Raw genomic sequence first — 17565 nt, forward strand, 5'->3', positions numbered from 1 at the left:
AAAAAGGAGAAAAATAATGACTTATTCTATTCCGTTTGATCGCCATCGTCGTTTACGAAAAACACCTGCATTACGTTCAATGGTGAGAGAGACACATTTACATAAAGAAGACTTTATTTATCCACTTTTTGTCGTTGAAGGAAAAGGGATTAAAAATCCAATTAATTCAATGCCAGGTGTCTACCAATTTTCATTAGATGAGTTAAAGAAAGAAATGGACGAAATCGCATCACTTGGTATTCGTTCTGTTATTTTCTTTGGTATTCCTGATGTGAAGGATGCAGTAGGTTCTGAAGCTTATTGTGCTACTGGTATTGTACAAAGAGCTATTACACAAACTAAAGAACAATATCCTGAAATGGTTGTAATAGCTGATACATGTTTATGTGAATATACGGATCATGGACATTGTGGTGTATTAGAAGACGGTTATGTTAACAATGACGAGTCATTAATACTTTTAGCAAAAACAGCGGTTAGCCAAGCAAAAGCAGGAGCAGATATTATTGCCCCTTCAAATATGATGGATGGATTTGTTGCAACAATCCGTCACGCTTTAGATGAGGCAGGTTTTGAAAATACGCCAATTATGTCTTATGCAGTTAAATATGCATCTGCGTTTTATGGACCATTCCGTGAAGCCGCTCAAAGTGCACCAGGTCAAGGGGATCGTAAGGCATACCAAATGGACCCAGCTAATCGTTTAGAAGCGTTCCGTGAGGCAGAATCTGATACGGTTGAGGGCGCAGACTTTTTAATTATTAAACCAGCACTTTCGTATTTAGATATCATTCGAGATATTCGCAATCATTATCACCAACCAATTGTTGCTTATAATGTAAGTGGGGAATATGCAATGGTGAAAGCAGCTGCTTTAAATGGTTGGGTTGAAGAAGAGAAGATTGTAATGGAAAAACTAATCAGTATGAAACGTGCAGGTGCAGATATGATTATGACATACCACGCAAAAGATGCTTGCAGATGGATGTCTGAAGGGAAGTAATCGAAAATGAGATCTTATAACAAATCTATTGAAGCTTTTGAAGAAGCAAAACAAGTTCTTCCAGGTGGTGTTAACAGTCCAGTACGTGCATTTAAAAGTGTAAATATGGCTCCTATTTTTATGAGCCACGGAAAAGGCTCTAAGATTTATGATATTGATGGTAATGAATATATTGACTATGTACTTTCATGGGGACCATTAATTTTAGGTCATTCTAATGAGCGAGTAGTTGAAGGATTAAAACGTACAGCTGAAACAGGTACTAGCTTTGGTGCTCCAACACTTAAAGAAACAGAACTTGCGAAGCTTGTAATTGACCGAGTGCCTTCAATTGAGGTTGTTCGAATGGTAAACTCAGGTACTGAAGCAACAATGAGTGCATTGCGTTTAGCACGTGGGTTCACTGGTCGCAATAAAATATTAAAGTTTGAAGGATGCTATCACGGGCACGGTGATTCATTACTAATTAAAGCAGGTTCAGGCGTTGCTACGCTTGGATTACCAGATAGTCCTGGTGTTCCAGCCGGTGTAGCAGCTAATACGATTACTGTACCTTATAATGATCTAGAAAGTGTTCGCTTTGCATTTGAACAATTTGGAGATGATTTAGCAGCAATTATTGTTGAACCAGTTGCAGGTAATATGGGGGTAGTTCCACCAGTTGAAGGCTTTTTAGAAGGTCTACGTGACATTACAACGCAATATGGTACATTATTAATCTTTGATGAAGTGATGACTGGTTTCCGTGTAGGATATAATTGTGCACAAGGTCATTTTGGTGTAACACCTGATATAACATGTTTAGGTAAAGTAATAGGTGGTGGATTACCTGTAGGTGCATACGGTGGTAAAGCCGAAATTATGAATCAAATTGCGCCAAGTGGTCCAATTTATCAAGCAGGTACACTGTCAGGAAACCCATTAGCAATGACTGCAGGATTTGAAACATTAAGTCAATTAACTGAAGAAGATTATCATGAATTTAATCGTAAAGCAGATTTATTAGAAGCTGGTTACAAAGCAGCAGCAGAAAAATACAATATTCCACATTGTATCAACCGTGCAGGTTCAATGGTAGGATTCTTCTTTACGAATGAAAAAGTTGAAAATTATGAAGCTGCAAAAACATCTAATTTAGAAATGTTTGCAAAATATTATCAACTGATGGCTGAACAGGGTGTGTTCTTACCACCTTCACAATTTGAAGGATTGTTCTTATCTACTTCACATACTGATGAGGATATTCAAAAAACGATCGCAGCTGCAGAATATGCTTTTTCGCAATTAAATAATTAATGTAAATAGATCCCATACAATATAACTGTATGGGGTTTTTTTATGGTTTTTGCGGCCTGCACTTCAAAGTAAGATAGAAATTACGTGAAATCATTAAATACTTAAATGGCAACAAAGATTGTGGATACTAATGATAATAAAATTTTTAGCTCTGGATATTTCCAATACTGAGAATAGTATCTTAAAGATTCATTTTTTGTACAAAATATGAATCTTTTTTTCATAATTTTTTCTTTCCTCTCATAAAGATGTATTGTCATAGACCAAAATGGACGATGAGAGGAGGACATTAACGTGTCTTCAGAAAATCAAACAAATATTCGTTTTTCATTGAAAGAAACTGTCTGGTTCCAAAAAGGACAGGAAGTTAAAGAGGTAAGGTCACTCTCGCTAAATCCAGACATTACTATACAGCAATTCGATGAATATGTTCAAGTGAAGGGTGTCTTAACCTTAGAAGGTAATTATACGCCTGATCAGGTGACGCAAGGTGATTACTTCTCCTTAAGAGAATTAGCACCTTCAAGACTAGTAGAGGACGTTAGATCCTTAGATGATGGAAGCTGTGAATTACGTCATCAATTTCCGGTAGATATTTCAATTCCATTAACAAGAATTACAGACTTGGAAAATCTTTGTGTTTCAGTTGAAACCTTTGATTATCAGTTAACTGAAAGAGGATGCATACAAATTACTGCTGATTTATGTATTTCTGGCCTTCATGATAATCGTGCTGTTGAGTATTATCAAGAGCAGAGAGAACAAAATCAGTATAATCATTATCATTACGGTAATGATTATCGTAGTAGTAATGAATCTGAAGCAGAAGAACAACAAGAGGATAGAGAGTTTGAAGAACAATTCCAATTTTTTAACCAACAGCCTGTATCGTCTGAAGTGAATGATAAGGAAGATTTATATGGTAGTGATTGGATCCAGTCATTGGAAGCTAACGAGCAACATGAGGAAGATCCAACATTCCCAAGACAACCAACTTATCTTGAGGTTTTCCAAACTCAATCAAGTGAAACAGTTGAAAATCAAGATGAGCAAGAGTCTTATCAAACAGAACTACAAGAGGAAACTTATACATTTGGAGCGCAAGCTGTTGAAAACGTAGAGGAACAATCAGAGGAACAGTATGAAGAAGTTTACAGGGAATCTGATGAGAATTTTGAAAGTGAAGAAGTGTATGGAGACGAAGTAAGCTATGAGAATGAAGAAGTTCATCTTTCTAGCGAAGAAAGTAATGAAAACCAAGAAGTATATTTAGACGCAAGAGAAAACAATGTATATGAAACAAAACAAAATGAAGCGACTAGTGAATTCACGCTTCAACCAAGCTTTCTAAATAATGAAGTGAATCCAAGACAAAGCTTTTTAAATAATGAATTTACGACACAGCAACCAAGCTTTTTAAATAATGAAGTTGTTCAGAAACCAAGTTTTCTAAATAATGATGTTACTGGACAACAAAACAATTCTTATAATGCATACAACACTCAGCAAAATAATCCTTTTAATGTACAAAATGACATTCAAAGCTATGAAGAACAGTATAGACGTGCAGTTGAACAAAGCTATCAACCTTATGTAAATAATCAATATCAACAACCACCTTTTACTTATAACCAGCAGCCACAATACCAAAATCCATATACACAGGTTAATCCTGCACACCTGAATGCAAATGATGTTCGTCAAACACCACCATACTATGCAGAATATTATCAAGCTCAAGTAGCTGGAGAGGCTTCAGGTGAAGTCTCAGAAGAGGCTCAAAATGAAGATTCTACTGCACAAGAAGAAGCTAATGAAGCTAGAAGTGTAAAATCTGACAATCTGCTCTCAAGTTTATTCACGGGTGAAGGTAAAGAAGAGTCATATTCAAAATTGAAACTATATCTAGCCCAAAATGGTGACACAATTGAAACGGTTGCTAAAAAATATAATTTGCAGACGCAACAGTTAAATAGAGTTAATAATTTAAATGACGAATTTTTATCAGAGGGTCAAATTATCTACATTCCAGTCACGGCAATAAAACAATAATAATATAGTATGAGCTTTGTATTAGTCTAGATACTTGTCTACTAATACAAGGCTTTTACTCATTTAGAAAGTGAGAGTGACGCGCATTGTATACTAAGCCTAAGGATGAAATAAGCGTCATTTTAGCGCAATATCATATAGTACCAAATTACTTTGAAACTGTAGGAAAAGTAGTGAAAGTTTATACTAACCAAGGGGTATTTGCTTTAAAAGAAGCAAATCCAAGTAGAATTTATCGTAATAATTTAGTTGAAAACGTTCGTTCCTTACAAGAGCGAGGTTTTCGCAATGTTGTTCCAATATATCACACTCAAAATGGCGATTATGTTGTTGAATATAACACAAAGCATTATTATCTAATGCCATGGATTGAAAGTGTAGATTCTAGATCTGATGAAAATTTACACTTTCAAAGGATGTTTACTGCATTAGGGAAGATGCATAACCGAACACAAAAAGAAAAGAAAGTTGATAAAGATCAGTTACAAAGTCATTATGATACTTTAACAAAGAGATGGAGTAAAGAAAAAGAAGTTTTAGAGAATTTTATTGAAGCAGCTGAAGGTAATTGGTATATGTCACCATATGAATTAAGCTACTGCACATATTTTCATAAAATATTAAGCGCTCATCAATTTGCTAACGATCAATTAGGAGAATGGTTTAAAAAAATGAAGGAAACAGAAAACACAAGAATTGTGATGAATCATGGTAGTCTATCGATTTCTCATTTCTTAGTAAATGAAAGAGGCGAGGGAGTATTTATTAACTTAGAAAATGCTCAAGAAACGACACCAATTCAAGATTTATCAAATTACTATAAGAATTCATTTAAAACCTATCCGATACAGCAGCCTGATCGAAATAATTGGTTGAAAATGTATGAAAAGAACTTTTCATTGAGGGAAGAAGAAAAACTATTATTCATGAGTTATATGGCTTATCCTGTACAAACTGCAACTAAAATAACGTCCTATACAAAACGGACCGGAAATTTGAATGAAAAAGATCGAGTGAAAGAGTTATTACATTCTTATTGGCATATGAATAATATTGAATTTTTTGTATCAAAAATCCAAGAAGATATTGAGGCTGCGAAAATGATCATGGATTAAGTGCATCTAGTTTCATAGCTAGATGTATTTTTAGTAGTTCAACTAGAAAGTTAAAATTAAAAAAACTAAGCTGGTTGTCCAATCTAGGCTACCAGCTTAGTTTTTATTATCAATTCTATTACCTATATAAACATAATGATTGCAAACTATTTTTATAAAATGAAGTGTTTATTTACAGTATCTTTTAATAGCATTCATTAGACTACTACGTACATATTGTTTATCAGTTATCTGGTCTTTTGAGAATGAAATTCTAACATTCATTTCATCTGAATCAGAAAATAAGCCTGTAGTTTTACGATCGACTTGAAGAACGATGTCTACAGTTTTATCGAAGCTTAAATAATTAACTTCTAATTCGTCTAATTTACCTCTAAAATCACCATTCATAGGATAAAATTCGAATTCCTGGATAATCTTACCGAATTTTTTCTTGTTTTCACTTTCTCTTAAGACAAACCCTTCCTCTTGAAGAGCTTGTATAACAGTTTTTAATCCAATAGAAGGAATGACTTGGATACCATCCGCATCATATTGATCAACTGCTTTATCTATTTCTAAATGTGTTTTAATCCAAATATGAGATTTGTGCAGCGAAACTGGTGTATTCTCTGAAAGAGTAAAGAAAAAAGGAATGACAACTTCTTCATTCGCATTGATTACTCGATCAACTGACACGATTACTTTTTGTAATGTACCATTTTGATGGTAAGTTTTATCATTCGTCTCAACTTCATAATCAGTCATTACATGTAAGAAAACAGATTCAAGTTCTTGTTTCACTTTCCCGCCTTTTATATGTAATTCACCTTTTACACGTTCGCCAGCTTGGTATTCAGTTTTTTCAAGCTTTGTATCAATTCTCGTTCCTCCAATTCCAAGAACACGAGCTAATGTATTTTTAAATAAACCCATGGTTATCCCCCTTAAACATTATATCTGGATATTATATAATTATCGCATAATTAAATAAGTACTAGTATATGTGAATGTTAAAAATTCATTACAATTCCTTTTCTTATTTAATTTATCCATTAAAAATGTTGGTACAATATTGACACATTAGGAATATTCTAGAAAGAAAATAGAAATACTGTTGACTAAAGTTACGAAAATTTTGTAGACTATAAAATATATTCATATTGAAATGCGTTGATAGGGAAGAGTACAACAAACTAGTTCTTCAGAGAGGAAACCATTTGGTGGGAGGTTTCTAGAAAAAAGAGTTGGAATGTCGCCCTTGAGCAGTGACTTTGAAAGCTTTATGCGACTAGAAGTTTCCGGATGATCCGTTATCTTTTTAAGTGTGTCAGAAATGTTTTTATTTTTTTCTGTTTTTCTGACAAAAAAAGGTGGTACCGCGAATCAAACTCCATTCGTCCTTTTCTAGGATAAATGGAGTTTTTTATTTTTCAAAAAGCAAAGAGGAGATGTAATCATGGAAACAAAACAACAATCATTACCAACAAAATATGATCCAAGTTTAGTTGAAAAAGATCGTTACCAATTTTGGTTAGATGGAAAGTTTTTCGAAGCACAAGTAGAATCGGAGAAACCAAAATATACAATCGTAATTCCACCACCTAACGTAACTGGAAAATTACATTTAGGTCATGCTTGGGATACTACATTACAAGATATCTTAACTCGTACAAAACGTATGCAAGGTTATGATGTATTGTATCTACCAGGAATGGATCACGCTGGAATCGCTACTCAAGCCAAGGTAGAAGGTAAACTACGTGAAGAAGGCTTAACAAGATACGATTTAGGACGCGAAAAGTTTTTAGAAAAAGCTTGGGAATGGAAGGAAGAATATGCTTCTCACATTCGTTCTCAATGGGAGAAAATTGGTCTTGGGTTAGATTATAGTCGTGAGCGCTTTACGCTAGATGAAGGCCTTTCTGATGCAGTTAAGGAAGTATTCGTAAAACTATATAATAAAGGTTTAATTTATCGCGGAGAGTATATCATTAACTGGGATCCTGCGACAAAAACAGCTTTATCTGATATTGAAGTAATTTACAAGGATGTTCAAGGTGCTTTCTATCATATGCAATATCCTTTAACAGATGGATCTGGAAGCATTCAAATTGCAACAACAAGACCAGAAACAATGTTAGGGGATACTGCAATTGCAGTTCATCCAGAAGATGAAAGATATCAATCAATGATTGGTAAGACTGTAATGCTACCTATCGTTAACCGCGAAATTCCAATAATTGCAGACGATTATGTTGACATGGAATTTGGTACTGGGGTAGTAAAAATTACACCTGCTCATGATCCAAATGATTTTGAAGTAGGTAACCGTCATGACTTACCACGAATTCTAGTTATGAATGAAGATGGTACGATGAATGAAAAAGCTGGAAAATACAATGGTATGGATCGCTTTGAATGCCGTAAACAAATCGTTAAAGATTTACAGGAGAATGGCGTTCTTGTAGAAATCGAGGAGCACATGCACTCTGTAGGACATAGTGAACGAAGTGGAGCGGTAGTTGAGCCATATTTATCTACTCAATGGTTTGTTAAAATGCAACCATTAGCTGATGCTGCTGTTGCATTACAAAACTCTGATGATAGTGTAAAATTCGTACCGGATCGTTTTGAAAAAACGTATCTTCGTTGGATGGAAAACATTCGTGACTGGTGTATCTCTCGTCAATTATGGTGGGGACATCGTATTCCAGCTTGGTATCATAAAGAAACAGGGGAAATCTATGTAAATCAAGAGCCACCAGCTGATATTGAAAATTGGAACCAAGATAATGATGTATTAGACACTTGGTTTAGTTCAGCATTATGGCCATTCTCAACATTAGGTTGGCCAAATGAAGAAAGTAAAGATTTCCAAGCTTACTTCCCTACAAACGTATTAGTAACTGGTTATGATATTATCTTCTTCTGGGTATCTCGTATGATTTTCCAAGGAATCGAGTTTACAGGTAAGCGTCCATTCAATGATGTACTAATCCACGGATTAGTAAGAGATGAACAAGGTCGCAAAATGAGTAAATCTCTTGGTAACGGCGTTGATCCAATGGATGTTATTGAAAAATATGGAGCGGATTCACTACGCTACTTCTTAACAACAGGTAGTGCACCTGGTCAAGATTTACGTTTTAGTATTGAAAAGGTTGAAGCGACTTGGAACTTTGTTAATAAAATTTGGAATGCTTCTCGATTTGCGTTAATGAATATGGAAGGATTCACATATGATCAAATTGATTTAACGAAAGAAAAATCTGTTGCTGATGAATGGATTCTAACTCGTTTAAATGAAACGATTGAAAGTGTTACTTCATTAATTGATCGTTACGAATTTGGTGAAGTTGGCCGTGTACTATACAATTTCATCTGGGATGATGTTTGTGACTGGTATATTGAAATGGCTAAGATTCCTTTATACGGTGAAAATGAAGATGCAAAAAACATGACTCGTTCTGTTTTAGCTCATGTTTTAGAAAGTACGATGAAGCTTTTACATCCGTTTATGCCGTTTGTAACTGAAGAAATTTGGCAGTCACTTCCACATAAGGGTGAGTCAATTACAGTTTCAGCTTGGCCAACTGTAAATGCTGATTTAACAAATAAAAAAGCATCTGAAACAATGAAAATGTTAGTTGAATTAATTCGCTCAGTTCGTAATATTCGTGCCGAAGTAAATACACCAATGAGTAAAAAGGTACAACTGATGATTGCTGCGAAAGATGAAGCAATTGCAGCAGCATTAGAAGAAAATCGTTCATATATCGAACGTTTCTGTAATCCTGAAGAATTAACAATTTCTACGAACTTAACTGCACCAGAAAAATGTATGTCTGCAGTAATAAGCGGTGCAGAAATTTATTTACCACTTGAGGGATTAATAAACTTAGATGAAGAGAAAAAACGTTTAGAAAAAGAATTAGAAAAATGGACGAGTGAAGTAGAACGTGTTCAAAAGAAACTAAGTAATCAAGGTTTCGTTGCGAAAGCACCTGAATCAGTAATTGAGGAAGAGCGTCGCAAAGAAAAAGATTATTTAGAAAAACAAGCTGCAGTTACATTACGTATTGCTGAATTAAGTAAATAATATAGTGAAAAGTAACAAAACGACGAATAAAGAGCCATCTTATTCGTCGTTTTTTACGAAAAGGGTGATTGAAAATGGTAAGCACTTATAATGAAGCATTAAATTGGATGTTAAACCGAACAAAATTTGGAATTGTACCGGGTTTACAGAGAATGGAAGAAATGTTACTTCGATTGGACCATCCACACCATCATATAAAAGCAATTCATGTTGCAGGTACAAATGGGAAAGGTTCAACAATATCTTACCTTCAAAGTATTTTAATAGAGGCTGACTATAAGATTGGAGCTTTTACTTCACCTTATATCATTGATTACAGAGAACAAATTATGTTCAATGGAGAAATGATCGGAAAAGAAGACTTTATTATGTTAGTAAATAAAATGATTCCAATCGTAGAAGAGGTTGAGAAACTTCCATGTGGAGCACCAACAGAATTTGAAATTCTGACAACTATGGCATTTTATTATTTTGGAAAAGTCAAAGAACACGATCTGTTTCTTGTAGAAGTAGGGTTAGGTGGTTTAGAGGATTGTACGAATGTAATAAAGCCGTTAATTAGTATCATTACAAGCATCGGACATGACCATCATCAAATACTAGGTGATACAATCGAGGAAATTACAGTGCAAAAAGCTGGAATAATTAAAAAAGGTATTCCAACGATTACGGCTGAATTAAAAGAAGAAGCACTTAACATTATTCAAAATATGGCGATAAAGAATGAGTCAACACTCTATGAATATGATAAACATTTTAGAGCAATCGATCAAAAAAGTAAGAATCATGAGCGCTTTACCTATATTGGTTTACAAAACAGATTTGAGCAAATAGAAATTTCTATGCTCGGGCAACATCAAATTAGGAATGCATCATGTGCAATAATGGCAATAGAAATACTAACAGATACATACGGTTTTCAAGTAACAGATTATGAATTAAAATCAGGTTTAAAAAAAGCTAATAGAGAAGGTAGACTAGAAAAAATTTCAACAGAGCCGATGATATTAATTGATGGAGCCCATAATACTGAGGGAATACAAAGTCTCGTTCAAACGATGAAAGCTCATTTTAATCAACATGATATTACAATTGTTTTCTCTGCATTAAGAGATAAAGATGTAATTGAAATGGTAGAATTGTTACAAAAAATAACGAAGAATATCATTATGACAACCTTTGATTTTCCAAGAGCAATGTCACATGAAGAATTAATTCATACTGCACAAACATTAAATGTAGACTACGAAATAGATTTCAACGAAGCATTAGAGAAAAATGTTAAAAAAATTCAAAAAAATGGGATTTTATTACTAACTGGTTCTTTATATTTTATTTCAGATGTGAGAAAATATTTAGTAAATAAACACTATTAGAAAATTTCGTAAGGAGGGATAACTAATCATGATCAGTAAGCATAATAATAGACTTATTTGGATTTCTTGGGCAGTCGTAATGCCTATATTATTTTATTATGCTCACTTGGTTAGTCCTCTTGGTCACATAGAAAAAGCGAACTTCTTTATCATCTTCTGCTTATTTTTAGTCGTTGCAAATATGCCAATTCAAATAAATGATGCTACATTTTCGTTTATATTGGGTATTTCTATATTAGTTTTTTTAAAGTATGGTCTCTTTGCAGAATTACTCATAACCCAAATGGGATATGCATTCCTATATATAAGACTAAGTCTTACGAGGAAAACATTGTATCGGATGCCTCTTAATTCTTTAATGTTTGCGATTTGTTCTGTTGGAAGCGCGGTATTATATAAACTTTTTGGTGGAACAATTGGATTTAGTGGAACAAAAGAAATGATTGATAATTTAGTTCCTTTATTGATTTATACGCTCGTATCTTTTTGGATCAATCAAATCATTTTGTATGTGATCACTACAAAATTGTTTAAAAAGGACGCTAAATTATATAATCGTGAGTTTAGATGGGATCTTTTCATCAGTCTATTAATGTATCCTATTGGTATCAGCTTGTATTTAATGTTAGAAACAAAAGGTTATTTAACATTATTTTATATCGCAATTTATTATATTATTTTAATGGTCATACTCAATTCATTGTCATCTGCTTTAAATATGAATAAATATTTAAAACAAACGATGAAAATAAGCCAAAAAATGACGCAAAGAATGGAAGAAGATAATGTTATAGATGAATTTTTTGATCAGTTAACAAATCTAATTCCGGTAACTTATGGAAGTTTATATTTAATGAAAGATGATCAATTAAAATTAAAACGTTTTTTTCAAAATAATACTGAAGACAAAGATTTTAGTACATCGAACTTAAAAAGTATATTTGAGGGGTCTATTACTGAAAAAGTGTTCTCGGAGAAAAAAGAATATATTTTTAACAGAAGATCACAATGGTTCACGAATGACCATCAGCAATATATAAATGCAGAAAGTTTACTTTCAATACCAATCATTAAAAATAAGCAAGTGATTGGTGTGCTAACCCTTGCTTCTGAACAGAAAAATGCTTATAAACGATATCAAGTTGTTATGGTTGAGATCCTTGCGTTATATCTTGCTATTGCAATAGAAAATGCACGTTTTTATTTAGAAACAAAAATGAAAAGTGAAACGGATTCTTTGACTGGTTTATATAATTTTCAATATCTAGAAGCATTGATTAAAAGTGAATTTATCCGTTTAAAAACATTCGAAATAAAATCAATTTCTTTGTTATTAATGGATTTAGATCATTTTAAAAGAGTAAATGACCTCTATGGTCATCAAGCTGGAAATGAAGTTTTATATGAGGTTGCTCAAAGAATTAAAAGTATTGTCCAAAAAAAGGGTATTGTTGCTCGTTTTGGTGGAGAAGAGTTTTCGGTATTACTTGTTAATCACGATGAAAACGAAACTTACTTAATCGCTGAAGAACTTAGGACAAGCCTAGAAAATGTCCCTTTTTATGTAACAGATCATATGAAAAATGAAAATCAAAAAATTAAGTTAACGATAACAGCTAGTATCGGTGCCGCAATTGCGCCGAATGTGGCAAATGAACCAACTGACTTAATTCGTTGTGCCGATCGTGCAATGTATTCAGATGCAAAAAATGCAGGAAGAAATAAAGTCGCATTATATAGTAAGTAGAAACTACCTTCTATTTTGGTGGTTTCTTTTTTTGTTTATGAATGTTTAAGCGAAATTTGTAGAGCGATACATTGTTGTTCTCGACAAATGTCGGCTAGTTTTTTTGATTTTGTATGTTAGTATTCTGTTACGTTATAAAATAAAATATTAGGAGGATTCAAATGGACAAGTCCTCAAAAATATCGATTAAAATTAACGGAGAGGAAAAAGAATATGAAGAAGACGTTGTGAATCCTCATGAAAATGTAGAGGATAAAACGGAATTTCAGTGGGTACTTCCAACTCCTGACGGATTAGGAAAAAAAGTAATTGTTTTAGATGATGTTAAAAAGAAAAAGAATGCAAAGAAAAAGCCGAAAATGAAAAATGAAAAAAGAAAGATTCCTTTTTTTCTTAAAAATTCTTCTTCCAAAAGTATCATCATCTCAATTATTAGTGCGAGTCTGATAGGCTTATGTTTTGGATTTGTATTTTTAGGTATATTTAAACAATCTAAGTCAGAACAACAAAATCCAGATATAGTTACAGTCGCTCCGACACAAGTTCAGATGAATGTTCCATCCATTTCCTTTGACCTAGCGCAAGTTGGAATGTTTAAAAATATGGATTCTGCTCAAAAAAATGTAGAAGAAATAGCTGAGCAGGGGTATGATGCAGTCATTTATGAAAAAAATAAAGCTTATTTTGTTGTAATCGCATTAAGTGGAAAAGAAAGCACTTTTTTAAAGGATGAAGTTAAGAAGAAACTTAACAGTGCTTATTTAAAAGAAGAATCTATTGGCGGAGGAGAATATACGGGTCCTAAACAATCGGTAGAAATGTATAAAGCAGAAATCGAGACTTTTGCATTTATTCTATCTTACTTAACAAGTAATAATTTCAATAATGAAAAGCAGTTAGAACAAATTAACTCAACGTTATTAATCTTAAATAATCAAAAAGATCTCATTAAAAATCAACAATTACTGACAGGACTTAAGCATTTACAAAATATAGAAAAAGAATTATCGAATAGCGAAGGACAAACTTTGAATCAAGTTACACAAAATGTTCAAAAAGATGTATTAGCCTTGTTTAAGTTATTGAAAGAGCAAAAAAATACACTAACAAATTAATTGTTAGTGTATTTTTTATTACAGTAATATAACAATATAATGAGTGTGTAAAGTTTGAAATGAAAAGATTTTAACCTTTTTAATGAAAATGAAGAGTTACCTCTATAATAGATAGGATAAGTACTTCAAAGAAATCTGTTTAAAATTAATCCGCTTACATATGAAAAATGAATTTTTTATGTTTAGGGTATTTTAATAAATAGCAATTCTTTCATTTTTATTACATTTTATTAACGAATGAAAGTCGAAAAGTGTTTTTTACTAATTTGTGTTATAGTGGGTATCTAGGTAGGATGGAGTTGTATCCTTCCTTTTAAAAACAAATAATAGGTGAATGAAATGAAAAAACTTATATTAGCCTCTGCATCTCCTCGAAGAAAAGAACTACTAAGTATGTTAAATATTCCATTTATCATTGAAACAAGTGATGTTGAAGAAGTTATGGAGCAACACTTGCATTCTTCGGAGTTAGTAATGAAATTAGCTGAGCAAAAGGCAGCAGACGTGTACAAAAAATTTCCTAATGCTATTGTTATTGGTGCTGATACAATTGTTACTTTTGCTGATCAGAAGCTTGGTAAACCCTCATCAAAAGAGGATGCATTTGCAATGCTTAAAATGCTATCCGGAAATACCCATGAAGTATTTACGGGTGTTTCAATAATAGATGAAGGGATTTCTTCAAACTTTTATCAGTGCACGAAAATCACATTTAGTGTGTTAAGTGATCAAGAAATCTTAGACTATATTGATACAAATGAACCGATGGATAAAGCTGGATCTTATGGTATTCAGGGGTTTGGTGGCACATTTGTAGAGAAAATAGACGGCGATTATTTCTCTGTAGTGGGGCTTCCTATCAATAAAGTGAAGAAAAAACTTTATGAGTTGTTTTTTTAATTAGGCAAATGAGGTGGTTATTTGCAAAATTCTCTACTTATTAGAGATTTTCCAAAAGATGACCGTCCGAGAGAACGGTTAATCAAAGAGGGTCCGAGTAGCTTGTCCACCCAAGAATTACTTGCTATTGTATTAAGAACTGGGACTAAGAATGAGTCTGTCTTACAAATTTCTAACCAATTATTGCACAAATTTGATGGACTTCGATTATTAATGAATGCTTCAATCGAAGAAATTTCAAATATTAATGGCATCGGTGAAGCAAAAGCTACACAATTATTAGCAGCTTTCGAATTAGGGAAGAGAATCAATCGATTACAGTTTGAGGAAAGATTTGTGATAAAGAGCCCTGATGATTGTGCCAAATTTATGATGGATGAAATGAGATTTCTTGAACAAGAACATTTTATTTGTCTATATTTAAATACAAAAAATCAAATTATTGCCCGCGAAACTATTTTTAAAGGTAGTTTGAATGCTTCAATTGTTCATCCACGAGAAGTTTTTAAAGAGGCTTTCAGAAGATCGGCTAGTTCAATAATTTGTTTACACAATCATCCAAGTGGAGACCCTACACCAAGTAGAGAAGATATAGAAGTCACAAAACGATTAGTTGGATGTGGAAAAATAATTGGAATTGAATTACTAGACCACATCATTATTGGTGAACATAAGTATATCAGTTTAAAAGAAAAAGGTTATGTTTAGGGTGTTCATTAAGTGCTAATTGTTTTATAATGTAAGTTATGGATAAAAACCTGTTATTTACTAACGATAAGAAAATATAATTAGATACATTAAATATAATGAAAAGTTGTACGTTTTAGAAAGGAAGATACATATGTTAGGATTAGGCGGATTTACACGTGATTTAGGAATAGACTTAGGTACTGCCAATACTTTAGTTTTTGTTAAAGGAAAAGGAATTGTGGTAAGAGAACCATCAGTTGTTGCTTTGCAAACAGATACAAAGCACATTGTTGCTGTAGGTAAAGATGCAAAAAATATGATTGGTCGTACACCAGGTAATGTAGTGGCAACAAGACCTATGAAAGATGGCGTAATTGCTGATTTTGAAACGACTGCTACGATGATGAAGCATTATATTCATCAAGCACAAAAAAGTAACGGATTCTTCTCACGTAAACCATATGTAATGGTATGTGTACCATCAGGGATTACGGCTGTTGAAAAAAGAGCGGTTATCGATGCAACAAGACAAGCAGGTGCACGTGATGCGTTCTTGATTGAGGAGCCATTTGCGGCAGCAATCGGAGCTAATCTGCCTGTAATGGAACCAACTGGTAGCATGGTTGTAGATATCGGTGGTGGTACAACTGAAGTTGCGATTATCTCTTTAGGTGGTATCGTTACTAGTCAATCGATTCGTACTGCTGGAGATGACATGGACGATGCGATTATGCAGTATATTAAGAAAAATTATAATCTGGCAATCGGTGAACGTACGGCAGAGCAATTAAAACTTGAAATTGGATCGGCAATTAAAACTGATAATGGTGAAAAAATGGATATTCGCGGAAGAGATTTAATTTCCGGTTTACCTAAAACAATTACAATTTATGGTGAAGAAATTGCTAGCGCATTAAGTGATACGGTTACAGCAATTGTAGAATCTGTAAAAAATACATTAGAAAAAACACCACCTGAATTAGCAGCTGATATTATTGACCGTGGTATTGTGTTAACAGGAGGAGGAGCCCTTCTACGTAATATTGATAAAGTTATTAGTCAAGAAACAAATATGCCTGTAATCGTTGCAGAAGATCCACTTGATTGTGTTGCAATTGGTACAGGTAAAGCATTAGACAACATAGATATTTTCAAAAAGAATTATTCTTCAAATTACAGATAATTTAATTTGAATAACAACTAATTTTGTCTAAAGATTGTAATTAAATAATAAGAAAAAGTATTAGTAATATGTGTAATCCTCACTGTTTTTGGTGAGGATTATACGCATGAAATCTTTTAAAAATGAAGCTGAATTGCTATAAGAGGGTGTCAGGATGCCACAATTTTTTCAAAATAAACGTTTAATGATTGTCTTGGCTGCTATTATATTATTGGTGGCACTTCTAGGTTATTCATTAAGAAATAACAGAAACCTTTCTATTCCCGAGCAGTTTATTAAAGATACAGTAAGTTTGACTGAAAAAGTATTTAATAAACCCGCACAATATATTGCGGGTTTCTTTAATAATATTTCGGATTTGAAAGATACATATAAAGAAAATCAAATATTAAAGAGTAAACTTGATAAGTATGTAGAACTGTCTGTTCGTGAGAAGGAATTAGAAAAAGAAAATAAAGAATTAAAAGAAATGATTGGTGCTACAAAAGATTTAAGTGATTACGAATCAATTCAAGCGACAGTAACAATTAGAGATCCTGATAAATGGCAGCAGATTATTACCATCGATAAAGGGTCAACTAATGGCGTTGAAAAAGAAATGGCGGTTGTTACAGCAAAAGGATTAATTGGAAAAATAAAAAACGTTTCAAAATTCTCTTCTACCGTCCAATTACTTAGTGCTTCTGATCGAACAAATCGTATTTCAGCAAAAATTCAACAGAAAAATACAGTGTTTGGTTTAATTGAAGGATATGATGTGGAAAAACAAACACTATTGTTTAAACGAATCCCTTCTAATGCAAAAGTTAAAAAAGGACAAACTGTGGTGACTTCTGGTCTTGGCGGAGTTTTTCCGAAAACTTTAGTCATCGGGAAAGTTGAAGAAGTTGAACCAGATGAACATGGGTTAACTCAGACTGCTTATATTAAACCACAGGCAGATTTTAATGATATTAACCATGTCATTGTCGTTAAACGCACCATTGACGTACAGAAAGGAGAGTAGA

The 17565-nt window shown here is 33.2% G+C and carries 13 protein-coding genes and 1 other annotated feature; of the genes, 12 read left to right on the forward strand and 1 reads right to left on the reverse strand.

The annotated features are described in order from the left end of the window. The first annotated feature begins 16 nt into the window (after positions 1–16). The 4 genes from hemB (at position 17) to ysxE (ending at position 5466) form a co-directional block, all read left to right on the forward strand. The gene (hemB, locus tag ACX6U0_RS17945; protein WP_464961240.1) at positions 17–1003 is read left to right on the forward strand and encodes a porphobilinogen synthase; all 987 of its coding nucleotides are present in this window, start codon (positions 17–19) and stop codon (positions 1001–1003) included. A 6-nt stretch (positions 1004–1009) separates the two neighbouring features. Continuing rightward, positions 1010–2299, forward strand: coding sequence for a glutamate-1-semialdehyde 2,1-aminomutase (hemL, locus tag ACX6U0_RS17950; protein WP_464961241.1), 1290 nt, complete (start codon positions 1010–1012; stop codon positions 2297–2299). A 294-nt stretch (positions 2300–2593) separates the two neighbouring features. Then, entirely contained in the window at positions 2594–4351 is a 1758-nt protein-coding gene (locus ACX6U0_RS17955; protein WP_464961242.1) for a LysM peptidoglycan-binding domain-containing protein, read from the forward strand. Between the two features lie 86 nt (positions 4352–4437). Next, a complete protein-coding gene (ysxE, locus tag ACX6U0_RS17960) occupies positions 4438–5466 on the forward strand; it encodes a spore coat protein YsxE (RefSeq protein ID WP_464961243.1) in 1029 nt (342 codons plus the stop codon). A gap of 168 nt (positions 5467–5634) precedes the next feature. Here ysxE and ACX6U0_RS17965 read toward each other — a convergent pair whose 3' ends face one another. Next, positions 5635–6381, reverse strand: coding sequence for a sporulation protein (locus tag ACX6U0_RS17965; RefSeq protein ID WP_464961244.1), 747 nt, complete (start codon positions 6379–6381; stop codon positions 5635–5637). Positions 6382–6609: 228 nt separating this feature from the next. Continuing rightward, positions 6610–6853, forward strand: a binding site (T-box leader). A 51-nt stretch (positions 6854–6904) separates the two neighbouring features. On the opposite strand from ACX6U0_RS17965, the gene ACX6U0_RS17970 reads away from it, so the two are divergent. The 8 genes from ACX6U0_RS17970 (at position 6905) to mreC (ending at position 17564) form a co-directional block, all read left to right on the forward strand. Then, positions 6905–9547 carry a valine--tRNA ligase gene (locus ACX6U0_RS17970; RefSeq protein WP_464961245.1) on the forward strand — a complete coding sequence of 881 codons (2643 nt, stop codon included), beginning with the start codon at positions 6905–6907 and terminating at the stop codon, positions 9545–9547. A gap of 74 nt (positions 9548–9621) precedes the next feature. Beyond that, positions 9622–10923, forward strand: a complete 1302-nt coding sequence (locus ACX6U0_RS17975; protein WP_464961246.1) for a bifunctional folylpolyglutamate synthase/dihydrofolate synthase — start codon at positions 9622–9624, stop codon at positions 10921–10923. A gap of 28 nt (positions 10924–10951) precedes the next feature. After that, positions 10952–12670, forward strand: coding sequence for a sensor domain-containing diguanylate cyclase (locus ACX6U0_RS17980; protein ID WP_464961247.1), 1719 nt, complete (start codon positions 10952–10954; stop codon positions 12668–12670). 161 nt (positions 12671–12831) lie between these two features. Continuing rightward, positions 12832–13785 carry a hypothetical protein gene (locus ACX6U0_RS17985; protein WP_464961248.1) on the forward strand — a complete coding sequence of 318 codons (954 nt, stop codon included), beginning with the start codon at positions 12832–12834 and terminating at the stop codon, positions 13783–13785. Between the two features lie 339 nt (positions 13786–14124). Further along, positions 14125–14685: a Maf family protein gene (locus tag ACX6U0_RS17990; RefSeq protein WP_464961249.1), complete on the forward strand. Its 561-nt coding sequence runs from the start codon at positions 14125–14127 to the stop codon at positions 14683–14685. Positions 14686–14706: 21 nt separating this feature from the next. Then, positions 14707–15393 (forward strand): RadC family protein, encoded by a 687-nt coding sequence (gene radC, locus ACX6U0_RS17995; RefSeq protein ID WP_464961250.1) that lies wholly within the window; start codon positions 14707–14709, stop codon positions 15391–15393. 133 nt (positions 15394–15526) lie between these two features. Further along, complete coding sequence (locus ACX6U0_RS18000) at positions 15527–16558, forward strand: rod shape-determining protein (RefSeq protein WP_464961251.1); 1032 nt, start codon at positions 15527–15529, stop codon at positions 16556–16558. Between the two features lie 154 nt (positions 16559–16712). After that, positions 16713–17564 (forward strand): rod shape-determining protein MreC, encoded by an 852-nt coding sequence (gene mreC / locus ACX6U0_RS18005; protein WP_464961252.1) that lies wholly within the window; start codon positions 16713–16715, stop codon positions 17562–17564. Position 17565: the final 1 nt, after the last annotated feature.

The sequence above is a fragment of the Gottfriedia sp. ABJ_BB2_2 genome, from assembly GCF_055484705.1.